Genomic DNA, 15,770 nt, shown 5'->3' with positions numbered 1-15,770 from the left:
GCGGCAAAAAGCGGAACGGCAAAGCGTGCTACCAGAGGTTCTTGCCGTCGATCACCACCACCTCGACCTTGTCCAGGTCAAAATCGTCGAACAGGCGGGAATTGACGCTGATCTTCGGGTTATCGAAGTCGGGCTGACCAGTCGACCAATCGGGCGTTTCGGTAAAGGTGCCGCAGCCGCAGGTGGCGCAGAAACCGTGCTTGATGGTTTTCGAGCCCCAGCGGTAGAAGGAGACGTTCTCAGGCGGGCTGGTGAGCTTGAATTGCGATGGGACGTAGTAAGCCCAGAGCGCTCCGCGCTTGGAGCAAAAGGAACATGTGCATTGCGTGACTGTCCGCGGCGCCTCGGACACTTCGAATGTCGTCGCCTTGCAGTGGCAGCTTCCCTTGATGGTCATGAGCGTCACCTCTCCGTCGTCTGCCGCCCCCTGGATCACGCAATTCCAGGCGGAAACCGCTGCGGAATTGCTTTAGCGGCAAGGCAACATAAAGAAGCGGTCCTGACAACTGTCTGCCAGCAGGTTTGGCCGTTCGGCGGTCGACCCTAAAGCGCGTCTCGATCTTTCAGATTCGCTCCTTGCGCTTTAGGTTTTTGATTTTGCGCAAGTCTTTGTCCCGAAACCGGTTCCGACTTTCGGGAGACATGCTTTAGTAGGAACGCGGCGGCACGAATAGGCAGATTGTCTTGCCGGCATCTAAACCAGCCTGATGCGCGCACCAATGGAATTCACCGTCCGGGCTATCCTTTACCCGCTTGTCGGTCATGGGAACAACTTCACCGGTTCCGGCAATTACATACCCTTCGGGTTTCTCAAGGACCTCACCCGTGTGGGCAGTGCGGCAATCGTAGTTGGCGCAGCAGGCAAAGGGATAGCTCCAGCCCTGTGGCATGGCGGCCGTAGGCTTGGCGTCGTGCGCGAAAGCAGGCGCAGTCAGAACCGCGACCACGCCGGTGACGAACAGGGAAAACAGGAGTCGGCCGGCCGGATGAACGGCTTGGGCCGATCTTGACTTGGCAGCAGACATCGAAGCGTTCCTTTCGAGCATCAAGCGTTTTCGCTTGCCCGTTCCCGGAACGTGTCTTCCCAGTGGCCGGATCGTCAGTCGCAGATATGCCGCGTCCGGCCATAAATGCTTCTATCCCCCAGCCCAAATGCTGAGCTGATTCCTTGGCCGGCGCAAGAAGTGGGCGCGCCCTTCGGATCGCACCGGGGCTTCAGCATCGGCCGCAGAAAAGGGTGCGCCGACTTGGTTAACGAGAATTAAACGACAAGCCTGCGACCAGGGTGCCTAAGAACGAAATTCTGCTGACGGAGGTTCCGGCCCTCAGCCGGTGACATGTTCACGATATTGCGGCAGGTCGTCCGTAATCGTGAACCATGACGCCTTGGAACCGACGAAGATGTGTGCATTCGGGCGAACGCTTGGATCGTCCATCAGCGTCCCCATGGCGACATGGACGTAGGCGCCCTCCCGCACCAATGAATAGAGCAGAGAGCCGCATTGCCCGCAATGCGCGTCATGGCCGCTGACATCGCCGTAGATCAGCAACTTGCGGTCGCCCGCGGTGAGACGAAACTTGTCGCGCTCGATGCCGGCGAAGGACTTGAAGGCGGAGCCCGTGGTGCGGCGGCAGTTGGAGCAATGGCAATTGGCCGCGTAGACGAATTCGTCGGCCACCTCGTAGCAAACTGCGCCGCAGAAGCACTTTCCTGTAAGTGTTCGAACCATTGGCTCCTCCGTCGCTGTGATGCGTAGGCCCTAGTCGAGGTCCGCCACCGCCTCCCCGGCGCCGCCCTCGATACGGTGTGACAGCGAAGCCTCCATGAACTCATCGAGATCGCCGTCGAGCACGCTTGACGGGCTGGTGCTTTCGACGCCGGTGCGCAGGTCCTTCACCAACTGATAGGGCTGCAGGACATAGGAGCGGATCTGGTGGCCCCAGCCGATATCGCTCTTCGACGCCTCGGTGGCGTTGGCCACCGCCTCGCGCTTCTTCAGCTCTTCCTCGTAGAGCCGAGAGCGCAGCATTTCCCACGCTTTGGCGCGGTTCTTGTGCTGCGAGCGCTCCGCCTGGCAAGCGACCGCGATGCCGGTCGCGAGATGGGTGATGCGGACCGCCGAGTCGGTGGTGTTGACGTGCTGCCCGCCCGAGCCCGAGGAACGATAGGTATCGATGCGGACGTCGGATTCAGAAACGTTGATCTCGATCGAGTCGTCGATCACCGGATAGACCCAGACGCTGGCGAAAGACGTGTGGCGACGCGCATTGCTGTCGTAAGGCGAGATGCGCACCAGGCGGTGGACGCCGGACTCGGTCTTGAGCCAGCCATAGGCGTTGTGGCCCTTGATCAGCACCGTGGCGGACTTGATGCCGGCTTCTTCGCCGTCATGAACTTCCAGCACCTCGACCTTGAAGCGGCGCCGCTCGGCCCAGCGCGTGTACATGCGCAAAAGCATCGAGGCCCAGTCCTGGCTCTCGGTGCCGCCGGCGCCGGCATGGATTTCGAGATAGGTGTCGTTGGCGTCGGCCTCGCCCGAGAGCAGCGTCTCGACCTGGCGGGCCTTGGCCTCGCCCTGCATGGAACGAAGCGCGGCTTCGGCTTCGGCGACGACGCCTTCGTCACCCTCTTCCTCGCCAAGCTCGATCAGGCCGATATTGTCCTCGAGCGCCTGGGTCAGCCCTTTGACCGCCCCGATGCCTTCCTCGAGGCTCTGGCGCTCCCGCATCAGCTTCTGCGCTTCCACAGGGTCGTTCCAGAGGCTGGAATCCTCGGCGCGCGAGTTCAGGTATTCAAGCCGCTTGATGGCTTGATCCCAGTCAAAGATGCCTCCTCAGCAGGGTTATCGCCTGCCTGATCTCGTCGACAATGTTGAGCGTTTCCGCGCGCATGGGTCTCGTGCTGTCCTGTTCTTCTCGTTCTTTTCGGAATCGGCGCGATACATAGGCATGCCACCGCCGCCTGTAAAGCGAAATGGGCCGGCATTAACCTGCCGGCCCATTCCGAAATTTGGAAATTTAGTAGAGGCCGCCGCCGCCGTCCTGGATGGCCTGAGTGGCCTGCGGCGACAGCGCGCCGCCGGCGCCGTTGGAGCCGTCCGCGCCCATGCCGATGACCCAATAGCTGTCGGCCGGGCCGGTGCCGGGCTTGAACGCTTCGATGATGGTGTTGGGATCGCCCTCGGCCGCGCGCATGCCGGTCTTGCGGTTGATGGCGATCAGCTTCATGCCTTCTGGAACCTGGAAGTCGACATTGGGCGTGCCGTCGAGCGCGACGCGCATGAAATCCTTGAAGATCGGCGCGGCGAGACCACCACCGGTGGCGCCCTTGCCGAGGCCGCGCGGCGTGTCGTAGCCCATGTAGAGACCGACGACCAGGTTCGGCGTGAAGCCGATGAACCAGGCGTCCTTCTCATCGTTGGTCGTGCCGGTTTTGCCGGCGATGTGGCGGCCGAGCTCGGCGATGGTGGCGCCGGTGCCGCGTTGCACCACGCCCTCCATCATCGAGGTGATCTGGTAGGCGGTCATCGGGTCGAGCACCTGCTCGGAATTGTCGACCAGTTCGGGCTCGGGCTGGTTCTTCCATTCGGTGGCGTTGCAACCCTCGCAGCCGCGTTCGTCCTGCTTGAACACGGTCTTGCCATAGCGATCCTGGATGCGGTCGATCAGCGACGGTTTGATCGACTTGCCGCCATTGGCCATGATCGAATAGGCCGAGACCATGCGCATGACGGTCGTCTCGCCGGAGCCCAGCGCCATTGGCAGGTAGGGCGCGAGATGATCGTAGACGCCGAAGCGCTCGGCATATTCCACGACCAGTTTCATGCCCATGTCGTTGGCGAGCCGCACCGTCATCAGGTTGCGCGACTTCTCGATGCCGGAGCGCAAGGTGGCGGGGCCGGCGACCGTGCCGTCATAGTTCTTCGGCGTCCAGGTGGTGTTGCCGCTCTGGATGGTGATCGGGCCGTCCATGATCACCGAGGCCGGCGTGTAGCCGTTGTCCAGCGCCGCCGAATAGACGATCGGCTTGAACGAGGAGCCCGGCTGGCGCATCGCCTGCGTGGCGCGGTTGAACTCCGACTGCGCATAGGAGAAGCCGCCGACCATGGCCAGCACACGTCCGGTATGGGGATCCATGGCAACCAGGCCGCCTTCGACTTCGGGCACCTGGCGCAGGCTGTAGGCGTTGTCGGAACCGTCGTTCTTCTGCACGAAGATGACGTCGCCCGGCTCCAGCACCTCCGCCGGAGATTTCGCCCTGACCGACTTGCCGTTGACGAAGTGGCGCATGGCAAAGCCCATGTCGTCCTTGCTGACGGTTCCCTCGACGCGGTCCTTGACGAGATCGCCCGAAACCTGGCGCGCCGGCTGAATGCCGATCGTCAGACCATCGGCCGAACTGTCGAGCACCACGGCCAGCGTCCATTCCGGCACGTCCTCGAGACCCTTGACGTTGCCCAGCGGAACGCCCCAGTCGCCGGAAACGTCGATATGGGTCGCCGGTCCGCGATAGCCGCGCAGCATGTCGTATTTCAGCAGCCCGTTCTGCATCGATTTGCGGGCGATCAACTGGATCTTCGGATCGAGCGTCGTACGCACCGACAGGCCGCCCTCATAGAGCGCGTTCTCGCCATAACGGGCGATGATCTGGCGGCGCACCTCCTCGGTGAAAAACTCGCCCGCGAACAAATAGGAGCCGTTGCGGCGCGGCTTAACGCCGAGCGGCTCGGCCTTGGCCTTGTCGCCCTCCTCGCGCGTGACGTAGCCGTTCTCGACCATCTGGTCGATGACCCAGTTGCGGCGCTCCAGCGCGCGATCGGCATGCTTGAAGGGATGATAGTTGTTGGGGCCCTTGGGCAGCGAAGCGAGATAGGCAGCCTCGGCGACGGTCAGTTCGTTGACCGACTTGTCGAAATAGGTGAGCGCAGCACCGGCGACGCCGTAAGCGCCGAAGCCGAAGAAGATCTCGTTGAGATAGAGCTCGAGGATGCGATCCTTCGAATAGGCCTGCTCGATGCGGAAGGCCAGGATCATCTCCTTGATCTTGCGCTCGTAGGTCTGGTCCGAGGAGAGCAGGAAGTTCTTCGCCACCTGCTGCGTGATCGTCGAGGCGCCGACCTGGCGCCTGCCGGAGCCGAAATTCTGCAGGTTGACGATGATGGCGCGGCCAAGGCCGGTGATGTCGATGCCGGGGTGGTTGTAGAAGTTCTTGTCCTCGGCCGACATGAAGGCGGCCTTGACGCGATCCGGGATCGCCTGGATCGGCAGATAGAGGCGCCGCTCGCGGGCGTATTCAGCCATCAGCGAGCCGTCCGAGGCATGGATGCGCGTCGTCACCGGCGGTTCGTATTTGGCCAGGACTTCGTAGTCGGGCAGATCCTTCGTCAGGTGGCCGATGTAGATGGCCAGGCCGGCGGCGACCAGCAGCGCCAGCGTCGTGCCGATGCCGAAGAAATAGCCGATGAGACGAATCATGCCCGCTCCAGTCCGAGGTTCGGGATTTTCCTAAACGAAGCCGACAGTCGCGCAAGCTTCACGGGGCGGTCCCAATCCGCAATGAAAAACCCATGTCGCCACCATGTGGACAAAATACGGCAGCGCGAAATTTCAGGACTCGGTCCGCCAAATAATAACGCCACGTGTTCTCGTCATGCAACGCCGCTTGTGGTTGTAGAACGGCTCATGGTTGTGGGCGGGTGCAGCCCGTCAGCCGCCAGCCCTGGCTCCGGCTTTCGCCGCGGCGAACAGGGCAACGGCATTGGTTATGCTCTGGGCCGCCTTGCCGCGCCAGTCGGCGCTGAGCAGCTGCGCCTCGTCCTTGCTGTTGGAGAGATAGCCAAGCTCGACCAGCACCGAGGGAACGTCAGGCGCCTTCAGCACCTTGAAGCCCGCCGAGCGCTGCGGGTTGTTGATCAGGCCGACGCTGGTCGACAGCTGGCCGACCAGCGTGTGGGCAAAGCTCATCGAAAAGCCGTGCGTCTCGCGGCGGATCAGGTCGATCAGGATGTCGGTGACCTCCTTGTTGTCGTCCTCGATCTTCATGCCGGCGAACTGGTCGGACAGGTTTTCGCGATCGGCGAGCGCCTGGGCCTCGGGGTCGGAGGCCTTGTCCGAGAGTGTGTAGACCGTGGCGCCCCGGAGGCCCTTGACGGCGATCGTATCGGCATGGATGGAAATCAAAAGATCGGCTTCGTGCTGGCGGGCGATGCGCACGCGGTCGTCGAGCGTGAGGTAGACGTCGTTTTCCCGCGTCATGTACACATCATATTTGCCGACCGCGGCCAGCTTGCCGCGCAATTCGGTGGCAAAGGCCAGCGTGACGTTCTTCTCGACCGTGCCGCCGGCGCTCTCCGCGCCGCCGTCGACACCGCCATGGCCGGGGTCGATGACCACCGTAAAGCGATGGCCGGGCGCCGAGATCGGCCCGGTGCCGACGCGGCCGCCCTTGTCGGCGGAAACGGTCGAGCCGGTCGTCAGCGACTGGTTGGCGAGGGCTTCGTCGAATTCGCGTTCCGACGCAGCCGACATGTCGATGGCAATGCGATAGCCGCTGCCGTCGTCGTTCTTCAGCACGTCGAGCTTGTCGACGGCGAACGGCCCCTTGCCGGTGAGGATCAGCCGCGAGCCCTGGCCCTGGTCGCCAAAGCGAACGGCGCGCACCAGCCCGCGCGGCTTCACGTCCTTGGCGTCGAGGGCGAATCGCGTGCGCGGCAGATCGACGACAAGGCGGTTGGGGCCGCGCAGCAGGAACCACTTCACGTCCGGCTCACGGTCGAAGGTCATGACGATGCGCGTCTTGGTGGCGTCGCCGGCCATCTTGTAGCCGGTTGCGCCAAGCAGCCCATCGGCCCGCGCGGCGGCGGCCAGGCCAAACAGGACCGCCAGCAGGAAAAGCGCCCTGGCCATAAGCCGGAGAGGCCCAGCGGCGCCACGCCCCTTGTCTGCGGTGCCTGCCAGTCCCATCTCTTGTCCGTCGCTCCCGGTTTGGCGCCTTGCGCCGGGTCGTTTCGCAGAAGGGCCTGTCTGGCAGCCAACTCGATTAACGATTGGTATCCAGAGAAGGTTAACCAAGCCTTTTCATGCAGCAGGTGGAGCGCGATCTTCCCCAACGGAAGCGCATTTTGCCGGCATCCGGAATCGGGGTTGCCTTCCATCACGCCAAATCATAAAAGCGACATTGGATCACTGCAATCCTGGAACCGTCCGCCTCCGCAATTTCCCGCCAGGGATAAGAGGCGCTTCCGGGTTTCAGGCGATCGCGACGATTTTCGCAGGCGTGCTCCCGTGGCGGGGGAATCGCTTGCGCGATGAAAACGGCCGGGATGTCCCGCGCCGGCTCTGTGTGAGCAAACAAGCTGGTCCGGCTCAGCCCGGGCTTTGGTTCAAAAAGGTTCTGCTGGGTGCCGATGGCTTCAAGCGCAATCATGGAAAGGTCCGCATCGAACCGCGCCATTGTGGCTGCGGGCGGCACCGCCATCGCGTTGAAGCAGCGGCCGGCGGACATTCAATTATCCGGCATCCTCATAAATCCAGGCACACAGCGGCGGGGTCTGCCTCGCCAGCTGCGGCTGATGGCTGCCGGGAGGAAACGAAATAATGCCCAACAAGATGCTGATAGACGCCTCCCACCCGGAGGAAACACGCGTTGTTGTCGTTCGCGGTAACCGCATCGAAGAATTCGACTTTGAATCCCAGGACAAGAAGCAGCTCAAAGGAAACATCTATCTCGCCCGCGTAACCCGCGTCGAGCCTTCCCTTCAGGCGGCCTTTGTCGAATATGGCGGCAACCGTCACGGTTTTCTCGCCTTCAGTGAAATTCACCCCGACTATTACCAGATCCCGGTCGCCGACCGTCAGGCCCTGCTGCGCGCCGAAGCGCAGGAGGCCGAGGACGAAGACGACGAGGAGGCCGAGGCCGGCGAGGAGCAGCAGGCGCGCGATCGCGGCAACCGCCGCGGCCGCCGGCGCGGCGGCAAGAACCGCGACCGCGCCGAGCAGAAGCGCGGCGCCGACGCTGCCGGTTCCGAGGAAACCAACGAAAACGCCGAGCACGTCGCGGCATCGGGAGAAGCTGGCAATGAGGCCGGCGAAGCAACCGATGCCCCGGCGGAGAACGCCGAAGCGGCCGCCGAAACCATTGAGGCCGTAGCCGCGGCAGCCGGCGAACAGGAAAGCAAGGCGCCCGACGCCAGCAGCGACGCTGCCGAAGGCGAATCCGCCGAGCATGAGGACGAACAGCCTTCCGAAAGTGGCCCCACCTCGATGGCTGCGAGCGTCGATGCGGATGTGATTTCCGAAGCGATGCCGCAGGCTGAATCCACCAGCGAGGCCGCCCCCGCCGACGAAGCCGCTCCCAGCGACAGCGATCGCGGCATGCTCGAAGAGATCTCATCCGCGCATTCGGACGAGCACGAGATTGAATCGGTCGGCGCCGAGGACGCGCTGGAAGAGGTCCGCAACCGCCGCAAGCCGGTCCGCCGCCAGTACAAGATCCAGGAAGTCATCAAGCGCCGCCAAATCCTGCTGGTCCAGGTCGTCAAGGAAGAGCGCGGCAACAAGGGTGCGGCGCTGACCACCTATCTCTCGCTCGCCGGCCGCTATTCGGTGCTGATGCCTAACACCGCGCGCGGCGGCGGCATCTCGCGCAAGATCACCAACGCCCAGGACCGCAAGCGGCTGAAGGAGGTCGTGGCCGACCTCGAGGTGCCGCAAGGCATGGGCGTCATCCTGCGCACCGCCGGCGAAAGCCGCACCAAGGCGGAGATAAAGCGCGACTACGAATATCTGATGCGGCTTTGGGAAAACGTCCGCAATCTGACGCTGCAATCCTCGGCCCCTGCCCTGGTCTATGAGGAAGGCAGCCTGATCAAGCGCTCGGTACGCGACCTCTACAACAAGGATATCGACGAGATCCTGGTTTCCGGCGAGGACGGCTATCGCGAGGCCAAGGACTTCATGCGCATGCTGATGCCGAGCCATGCCAAAGTGGTTCAGCCTTATCGCGACACGACGCCCATCTTCGTGCGCAACGGCATCGAGGCGCAGCTCGACCGCATGCTGCAGCCGCAGGTGACGCTGAAGAGCGGCGGCTACATCATCATCAACCAGACCGAGGCGCTGGTTTCGATCGACGTCAACTCCGGCCGCTCCACCAAGGAGCATTCGATCGAAGACACCGCGCTCCACACCAATCTGGAGGCCGCGGAGGAAGTCGCGCGGCAGCTAAGACTGCGCGACCTTGCCGGCCTGATCGTCATCGACTTCATCGACATGGAGGAGAACCGCAACAACCGCTCCGTCGAGAAGCGGCTGAAGGATCACCTCAAGAACGACCGTGCCCGCATCCAGGTCGGCCGCATCTCGCATTTCGGCCTGATGGAGATGTCGCGCCAGCGCATCCGCGCCAGCGTGCTGGAATCGACGATGAAGCCGTGCCCGCATTGCGGCGGCACCGGCCATGTGCGCTCCGACTCTTCGGTGGCGCTGATGGTGGTGCGGGCAATCGAGGAATTCCTGCTCAAGGATTCGCGCAGCCACATCACCGTGCGCACGCCGGCGGCGACCGCGCTCTATGTGCTCAACCACAAGCGCGCCAATCTGGTCGAGCTCGAGGCCCGGTTCGGCCTGACGATCACGCTCGAAGCCGACGAGACGCTGGGTGCACAGCACTACGCGATCTTCCGCGGCGCCGTCGCCGAGAAGCCGGAAGGCTTCGTCGAGGTGCGCAGCCTGCCGACCTATGCCGAGCCGGAAGAGCCCGAGGACGAGATCGTCGTCGAGGAGGAGGAAGAGGTTTCGGTCGAGGCCGAGCAGTCGCGTCACCCGCAGCAGGGCCAACACCAGCAGCGGTCCGAGGAGGGCGAAGGCCGCAAGCGCCGCAAGCGCCGGCGGCGGCGCGGCGGCAAGGATCGCGATCGCGAGCATCAGGCCCATGGTGAAGCCGTTTCGGCCCCCGTGCAGGCGGATGCCGCCGCACAGGAAGGCGAAGCGACAGCCGAGTTGAAGGCCGACGCGCCGGCCGACACGGAAGACACCGTGGAGTCGTCGGAGGACGGTCCCGGCAAGAAGCGTCGTCGCGGCAAGCGTGGCGGCAAGCGCAATCGCCGCGAAGACGGCGAAATCGCCGCCGATGCCGCCAGCGAGGCGGCCGATGGCATCGAAGGCGAGGAAGCGGAAAAAGAAGCTCCCGAAGGCGCGCCGCCGGTAGCAGCAGCCGAAGGGCAGGCGGCGCCCTCGCCCGCCAATGACGATGCTACAGCCGCGGAGAAGCCGAAGAAGCCGCGTCGTGCATCGCGGGCCAAGAAGACTGCCGAGCAAACAGTGACTGAGACCGCGCCCGAGCCGGTCGCGGAGCTTGCCGCCGCGCCTGCGGTCGCCGAACCGGCGCCGTCAGCCGAGGCCGAGGCGTCGGTCAATGCGCACCCGACGCGGCGCAGGCCCCAATCGAGCGACGCGCCGGCCGTCCCCGTCGTTTCATCCAATGTCACCGATGAGGCCAAGGCCGAAGAAAAGCCGAAGCGCGCCGGCTGGTGGCAGAGAAAGGGCTTTTTCTAAACCGTTTCAGCCTGTTAAGATGATCTGTTAGCAAAAAGTCCCGCGCTGCCCAGCGCGGGATTTTTCTTTTCCGAACCCGCCGCTCAAGGCGCGAAGATCGACCAGTTCATCATCCTGGCGAGCTTCTCCAGCGCGATCGAGCCGAGCTTGGAGTTGCCGTTCTCGTTAAGGCCGGGCGACCAGACGGCAAGCGAGGCCACGCCCGGCACGATGCCAAGAATGCCGCCGCCGACGCCGCTTTTTCCCGGAATGCCGACATGGAAGGCGAAATCGCCGGAGCCGTCATAATGGCCGCAGGTCAGCATCAGCGCGCCGATGCGGCGCGCCCGCTCGGTCGACACCACCGAATGCCCGGTCGCCGGATTCCGGCCGCCATTGGCGAGGAAGCGGCCGGCCATGGCCAGCTGCCGGCAGCTCATGGCAATGGCGCAATGATGGAAGTAGACGCCCAGCGCCAGCTCCGGCTCGTGATGGAGGTTGCCGAAGGATTTCATGTAGTTGGCCAAGGCGAAATTGCGGTAGCCCGTCGCGCGTTCGGAGGCTGCGACCTCGCGGTCGATGATGATCGTGTCGTCGTCGGCGAGAAATTGGACGAAGCGCAGAATCTCGCCGATCGCCTCGCGCGGCTGATGGCCGGCAAGCAGGATGTCGGAGATGACGATGGCGCCGGCATTGATGAATGGGTTGCGCGGAATGCCGTTCTCATGCTCGAGCTGGACGATCGAGTTGAACGGATTGCCGGAGGGCTCACGGCCGACACGGTGCCAGAGCGCATCGCCGACCTTGCCCAGCGCCAGTGTCAAGGTGAACACTTTCGAGACGCTCTGGATCGAAAACGGCTGATCGGCGTCGCCGGCGAGGATGACGCGGCCGTCATTGGTCACGGCGGCAATGCCGAATCTCTTCGGATCGACCTTGCCGAGCTGCGGGATATAGGTGGCGACATCGCCGCGATCGGTGCGCTCCGCCATTTCGGCGGCCACTTCGGCCAGCGCTTGCTCGAGTTCGGGCATGGCGTCTATTTCAGCCAGCGTTCGATGCGCGCCAGCGCCTCGACCATGTCGTCATGGCTGCCGGCATAGGAAAACCGCATGGTGCGGTGGCCCTGGAGCGGATCGAAGTCACGGCCGGGCGTCGCGGCTACATGCGCCTCGGCCAGCATCTTGCGCGCGAAGGCCATGCCGTCGTTGGTGTGCCTGGTGACGTCGCAGAAGGCATAGAAGGCGCCGTCCATGGGTGCGGCGAGCGCGAAGCCGAGTTCCGGCAGGCGCTTCATCAAAAGGTCGCGGTTCCAGGCATAGCGTGCCTTCACCGCTTCAAGTTCTTGCGTGGCCTTGAAGGCCTCGATCGCGGCGATCTGAGACAGTTCCGGCGGCGAGATGTAAAGGCTCTGGGCAATGCGCTCGACCGGCCGCACCAATTCCTCCGGCAGCACCATCCAGCCGATGCGCCAGCCGGTCATGCAGTAGTATTTGGAGAAGGAGTTGATCACCGTCACGCCGGCGCCATAGGTCAGCGCGCTGACGTCCGGCGCAGCATAGGCCAGCCGGTGGTAGATTTCGTCCGATATCACCGCGATGCCAAGGTCCTCCGCCGTTTTCACCAGCGCGGCAAGCTCATCCGCTGGAATGACCGCGCCGGTCGGGTTGGCGGGGCTGGCGAATAGCACGCCTTTCAAGGGCTTCTCGCGATGCGCGCTCTTCAAGTGATCGGCATGCAGATAGGCATCCGAACCGAGCTCGATCTCGACGATCTCGATGCCGAGCGCGGCCATGATGTTGCGGTAGGCCGGATAGCCGGGCGCGGCGATGGCGACGCGGTCGCCCGGGTCGAACATAGCCAGGAAAGCGAGATTGAAGGCGGCGGACGAGCCGGTGGTGACGGCGATTCGGGTCGGCGCAACGTCGATCCCGTAATGCTCGCCATAGTGCGCGGCGATCGCCTTTCGCAGCTCAGCCAGCCCCAAAGCGTCGGTGTAGCCGATGCGGCCGTGCTTGAGCGCCAGAGCCGCGGCTTCCCGGACACCGGCCGGCGCCGGGTCCGAAGGCTGGCCGACCGCCATCGAAACCACGGGAACGCCGGCAGCCTTCAGCCGGTTGGCTTCGGCCAGGATGTCCATGGCGTGGAATGGCTCGACTTCCCCCCGGCGCGAAAGCGAAACGACCATTTGACCTCTTCCAACTGCCTTTATCCGGCGAAATTCCGGACGGAAACCATCTCAGGCCTGCCCGTGAGCTGCCGCGGTTCGACGGCAGCGCCGCACAAATGCCCGATTGATGTGGGGATCACAAGCGCGCAGGAAGTTATCGGCGCCGACTTTTCATCCTTCGCCCGCTCGTCTACCAGTGGACCAGTCATGTTGAGCCGACCCGAACTATGATTGCCAGATCGACAATAGGGCGAACCGCGCGCGGCTTCGCGACACTCCTGCTTGCCGCCGCCGTCGCGGTATCGACTTCGGTGAACGCTTTCGCGCAGGGCGTGCCGGTGGTGCGTGACGCCGAGATCGAGGCGCTGGTGCGCGACTATGCCCGGCCGATCTTCAAGGCGGCGGGCCTCGCCAATGACGGCATCGACATCGTTCTCGTCAACGATCAAAGCTTCAACGCCTTCGTCACCGGCCGCCGCCTGTTCATCAACACCGGTGCGCTGGTGACGGCCGAAACGCCGAACGAGATCATCGGCGTCATCGCGCACGAGGCCGGCCATATTGCCGGCGGGCACCAGCAGAAATTGCGCGACCAGCTCGACCGCGCCAAGACCATGGCCATCATCGCCACGCTGCTCGGCGCGGGCGCGATGGTCGCGGGCGCCACGACCAACAGCCGCGGCCTTGCCGGCGCCGGCATGGGCGTCGCCGCCGGCGGCGGCGAGATGGCGCAACGCAGCATCCTAGCCTATCAGCGCGGCGAGGAAATCACCGCCGACCGCTCGGCGATCACCTATCTCAACGCCACCGGCCAGTCCGGCATGGGCATGCTGAAAACCTTCGGCCGCTTCCAGAGCGCGCTGTCGCTGTCGGGCACCCAGCTCGACCCCTACCGGATCAGCCATCCGATGCCGCAGGAGCGCATCGCCAATCTCGAGGTTCTGGTCAAGGCGAGCCCATACGTCAACAATGTCGACTCGCCGGCGCTGCAGCAGCGGCACGACATGATGCGCATCAAGATCGCCGCCTATATGCAGGGCCAGGCGGCCGTGGCTCGGCTGATGCGCAAGAACCCGACCAGCCTCGCCTCGCGCTACGGCGACGCGCAGCAGACCTATCTTTACGGCAATCCGGGCGCCGCGCTGACCAAGACGGCGGCGCTGATCAAGGAACAGCCGAAGAACCCCTATTTCCAGGAACTGCGCGGCGACATCCTGATGAAGGTCAACAAGCCCAAGGACGCCGCCGATGCCTATGCCAAGGCCGTGAGCCTGGATCCGGTGCGGTCCGGATTGCTCTTGGTTTCGCTCGGCCAGGCGCTGATGGCGGTCGGCACGCCCGATTCAGCGAAGAAGGCGGTGACCCAACTCAACAGCGCGATCGGGCGCGACAAGGAAAATGCGGAAGCCTATCGCTATCTGGCGCAGGCCTATGGCGAATTGGGACAAATCCCGGCCGCCGATCTCGCCACCGCCGAAGGCCATTTCTATTCGGCCGACTACAAGAACGCGAAAATCTTCGCCATGCGCGCTCAACAGAAGCTGAAGCGCGGCGAGCCCGGCTGGCTTCGTGCGCAGGATATCATAAACTACACGCCATCGAACAAACTCAAATGAACGTCCCGGCCGTGCGCGGCGACTAAAATGGACCGGGACAGGCAGAAGGAATTGATCATGAACAAGGCAATCCTGCTCGGCAGCGCCGGCGTGGCGGTAGCGCTCGGCATGCTGGCATTCGGCTTCGTGGCAGGAAGCCCGCAGGCCGCGAAGGCCGATACGACGCAAGCCATTCAGGTGGCTTCCGCCGACACCAAGGTCGACCGCAAGGAGGTCGAAGGCATCATCCGCGACTATCTGTTGAAGAACCCGGAGGTCCTGCTCGAGGTCCAGGACGCGCTCGAGGCCAAGCAGAAGGAAGAGCAGCGGCTCGCGGCGCTCGGCGTCATCAAGGATGCGAAGGACGAGATCTTCAACTCCACCTTCGACGGCGTCGTCGGCAACCCGCAGGGCAAGGTCACCATCGTCGAGTTCTACGACTACAATTGCGGCTACTGCAAACGCGCCATCGAGGATATGAAGGCGCTGACCAAGGCCGATCCGGACCTGCGCTTCGTGCTCAAGGAATTCCCAATCCTCAGCCCGGATTCGCAAAAGGCGAGCGTGGTGTCGATGGCCTTCCACCTGATGATGCCGGAGAAGTACGGCGAATTCCACACCGCGCTCCTCGGCGGCCAGGGCCGCGCCACCGAAGCGACCGCCATGAAGGTCGCGCTTTCGCTCGGCGCTGACGAGGCGAAGCTGCGTGAGAAGATGAAGGATCCGAGCATCAACGAAGCGCTCTCCCGGACCTACGACCTCGCCACCAAGCTGTCGATCACCGGCACGCCGTCCTATGTGGTCGGCAACGAGGTGGTGTTCGGCGCGCTCGGACAACAGGTTCTGGCGGAAAAGATCGAGCAGGCAAAGAGCGCGCTCTAAGTAGCTGCAGGCCGCGCCGGCAGGCGGTTTTCCGCCTGTTGTGGACAGCGAAAGAACGCACTTGCGCTCTTTTCGCGGGCGGCTATGCCCATTATAGAGGTCCGGCGCGCCGGCTTGAGGCCGGCGCCGAAGAGGTCGGCATATTTGAAAACGATTTTCGTCCTGAACGGTCCCAATCTCAATGCACTCGGCAAGCGCGAGCCGGGCATCTATGGCGGCAAGACGCTTGCCGCCATAGCCGAGGACTGCAAGGCCGCAGGCAAGGCGCTTGGGCTCGCGATCGATTTTCGCCAGTCCAATCACGAGGGCGATCTCGTCGACTGGATCCAGGAAGCCGGCGACAAGGCCGCAGGCATCGTCATCAATCCCGGCGCCTACAGCCACACCTCGATTGCGATCCACGACGCCATCCGGGCGATCGCGCCGCTGCCTGTCGCTGAAGTCCATCTTTCCAACATCCACGCGCGGGAGCCTTTCCGCCACGTCTCCATGGTCGCGCCGGTCGCCGTCGGCATGATCTGCGGGTTCGGGCCGCTCGGCTATACGCTTGCGCTGCAGGCACTGGCGGCACGCCTGTGACCGGCTCCCAA

The 15,770-nt window shown here is 63.8% G+C and carries 13 protein-coding genes; 4 read left to right on the top strand and 9 right to left on the bottom strand.

The window, feature by feature from the left end; genetic code table 11:
• Nucleotides 1-28: 28 nt before the first annotated feature.
• From EJ071_RS24670 to EJ071_RS24640, 7 genes are all read right to left on the bottom strand, one after another.
• Nucleotides 29-397: a GFA family protein gene (locus EJ071_RS24670; RefSeq protein WP_126100199.1), complete on the bottom strand. Its 369-nt coding sequence runs from the start codon at nucleotides 395-397 to the stop codon at nucleotides 29-31.
• A 250-nt stretch (nucleotides 398-647) separates the two neighbouring features.
• Nucleotides 648-1,025: a hypothetical protein gene (locus EJ071_RS24665; RefSeq protein ID WP_126100198.1), complete on the bottom strand. Its 378-nt coding sequence runs from the start codon at nucleotides 1,023-1,025 to the stop codon at nucleotides 648-650.
• A 300-nt stretch (nucleotides 1,026-1,325) separates the two neighbouring features.
• Nucleotides 1,326-1,730: a GFA family protein gene (locus EJ071_RS24660; RefSeq protein ID WP_126100197.1), complete on the bottom strand. Its 405-nt coding sequence runs from the start codon at nucleotides 1,728-1,730 to the stop codon at nucleotides 1,326-1,328.
• A gap of 30 nt (nucleotides 1,731-1,760) precedes the next feature.
• Nucleotides 1,761-2,892, bottom strand: a protein-coding gene (gene prfB, locus EJ071_RS24655; protein WP_126100196.1) for a peptide chain release factor 2 whose coding sequence is annotated in 2 segments (ribosomal slippage) — nucleotides 1,761-2,825 and nucleotides 2,827-2,892 — 1,131 coding nt in all. Because the reading frame shifts where the segments join, the coding sequence is not laid out codon by codon here.
• Between the two features lie 126 nt (nucleotides 2,893-3,018).
• On the bottom strand, nucleotides 3,019-5,475 hold the full coding sequence (locus tag EJ071_RS24650; RefSeq protein WP_126100195.1) for a penicillin-binding protein 1A: 2,457 nt from the start codon (nucleotides 5,473-5,475) through the stop codon (nucleotides 3,019-3,021).
• A 231-nt stretch (nucleotides 5,476-5,706) separates the two neighbouring features.
• Nucleotides 5,707-6,963, bottom strand: coding sequence for an N-acetylmuramoyl-L-alanine amidase (locus EJ071_RS24645; protein ID WP_126100194.1), 1,257 nt, complete (start codon nucleotides 6,961-6,963; stop codon nucleotides 5,707-5,709).
• A 190-nt stretch (nucleotides 6,964-7,153) separates the two neighbouring features.
• The gene (locus EJ071_RS24640) at nucleotides 7,154-7,504 is read right to left on the bottom strand and encodes a hypothetical protein (RefSeq protein WP_126100193.1); all 351 of its coding nucleotides are present in this window, start codon (nucleotides 7,502-7,504) and stop codon (nucleotides 7,154-7,156) included.
• A gap of 92 nt (nucleotides 7,505-7,596) precedes the next feature.
• Between EJ071_RS24640 and EJ071_RS24635 the strand changes: the two genes are divergently transcribed.
• Nucleotides 7,597-10,554 carry a ribonuclease E/G gene (locus EJ071_RS24635; protein ID WP_126100192.1) on the top strand — a complete coding sequence of 986 codons (2,958 nt, stop codon included), beginning with the start codon at nucleotides 7,597-7,599 and terminating at the stop codon, nucleotides 10,552-10,554.
• An 83-nt stretch (nucleotides 10,555-10,637) separates the two neighbouring features.
• On the opposite strand, the gene EJ071_RS24630 is transcribed toward EJ071_RS24635, so the two are convergent.
• Both EJ071_RS24630 and EJ071_RS24625 read right to left on the bottom strand, forming a co-directional pair.
• Nucleotides 10,638-11,567, bottom strand: a complete 930-nt coding sequence (locus tag EJ071_RS24630; RefSeq protein ID WP_189521202.1) for a glutaminase — start codon at nucleotides 11,565-11,567, stop codon at nucleotides 10,638-10,640.
• Between the two features lie 5 nt (nucleotides 11,568-11,572).
• On the bottom strand, nucleotides 11,573-12,721 hold the full coding sequence (locus EJ071_RS24625; RefSeq protein WP_126100190.1) for an aminotransferase class I/II-fold pyridoxal phosphate-dependent enzyme: 1,149 nt from the start codon (nucleotides 12,719-12,721) through the stop codon (nucleotides 11,573-11,575).
• A gap of 209 nt (nucleotides 12,722-12,930) precedes the next feature.
• Here EJ071_RS24625 and EJ071_RS24620 point away from each other — a divergent pair, with 209 nt between their 5' ends.
• The 3 genes from EJ071_RS24620 (at nucleotide 12,931) to aroQ (ending at nucleotide 15,759) form a co-directional block, all read left to right on the top strand.
• A complete protein-coding gene (locus tag EJ071_RS24620; protein ID WP_126100189.1) occupies nucleotides 12,931-14,319 on the top strand; it encodes a M48 family metalloprotease in 1,389 nt (462 codons plus the stop codon).
• A 57-nt stretch (nucleotides 14,320-14,376) separates the two neighbouring features.
• Nucleotides 14,377-15,180, top strand: coding sequence for a DsbA family protein (locus EJ071_RS24615; RefSeq protein ID WP_126100188.1), 804 nt, complete (start codon nucleotides 14,377-14,379; stop codon nucleotides 15,178-15,180).
• A 144-nt stretch (nucleotides 15,181-15,324) separates the two neighbouring features.
• On the top strand, nucleotides 15,325-15,759 hold the full coding sequence (gene aroQ, locus EJ071_RS24610; RefSeq protein ID WP_126100187.1) for a type II 3-dehydroquinate dehydratase: 435 nt from the start codon (nucleotides 15,325-15,327) through the stop codon (nucleotides 15,757-15,759).
• The last annotated feature ends 11 nt before the right edge of the window (nucleotides 15,760-15,770 follow it).

The sequence above is a fragment of the Mesorhizobium sp. M1B.F.Ca.ET.045.04.1.1 genome, assembly GCF_003952465.1.
In the GTDB taxonomy this organism is placed as follows: domain Bacteria; phylum Pseudomonadota; class Alphaproteobacteria; order Rhizobiales; family Rhizobiaceae; genus Mesorhizobium; species Mesorhizobium shonense.
This window is presented reverse-complemented; position numbering and strand designations above follow the sequence as displayed.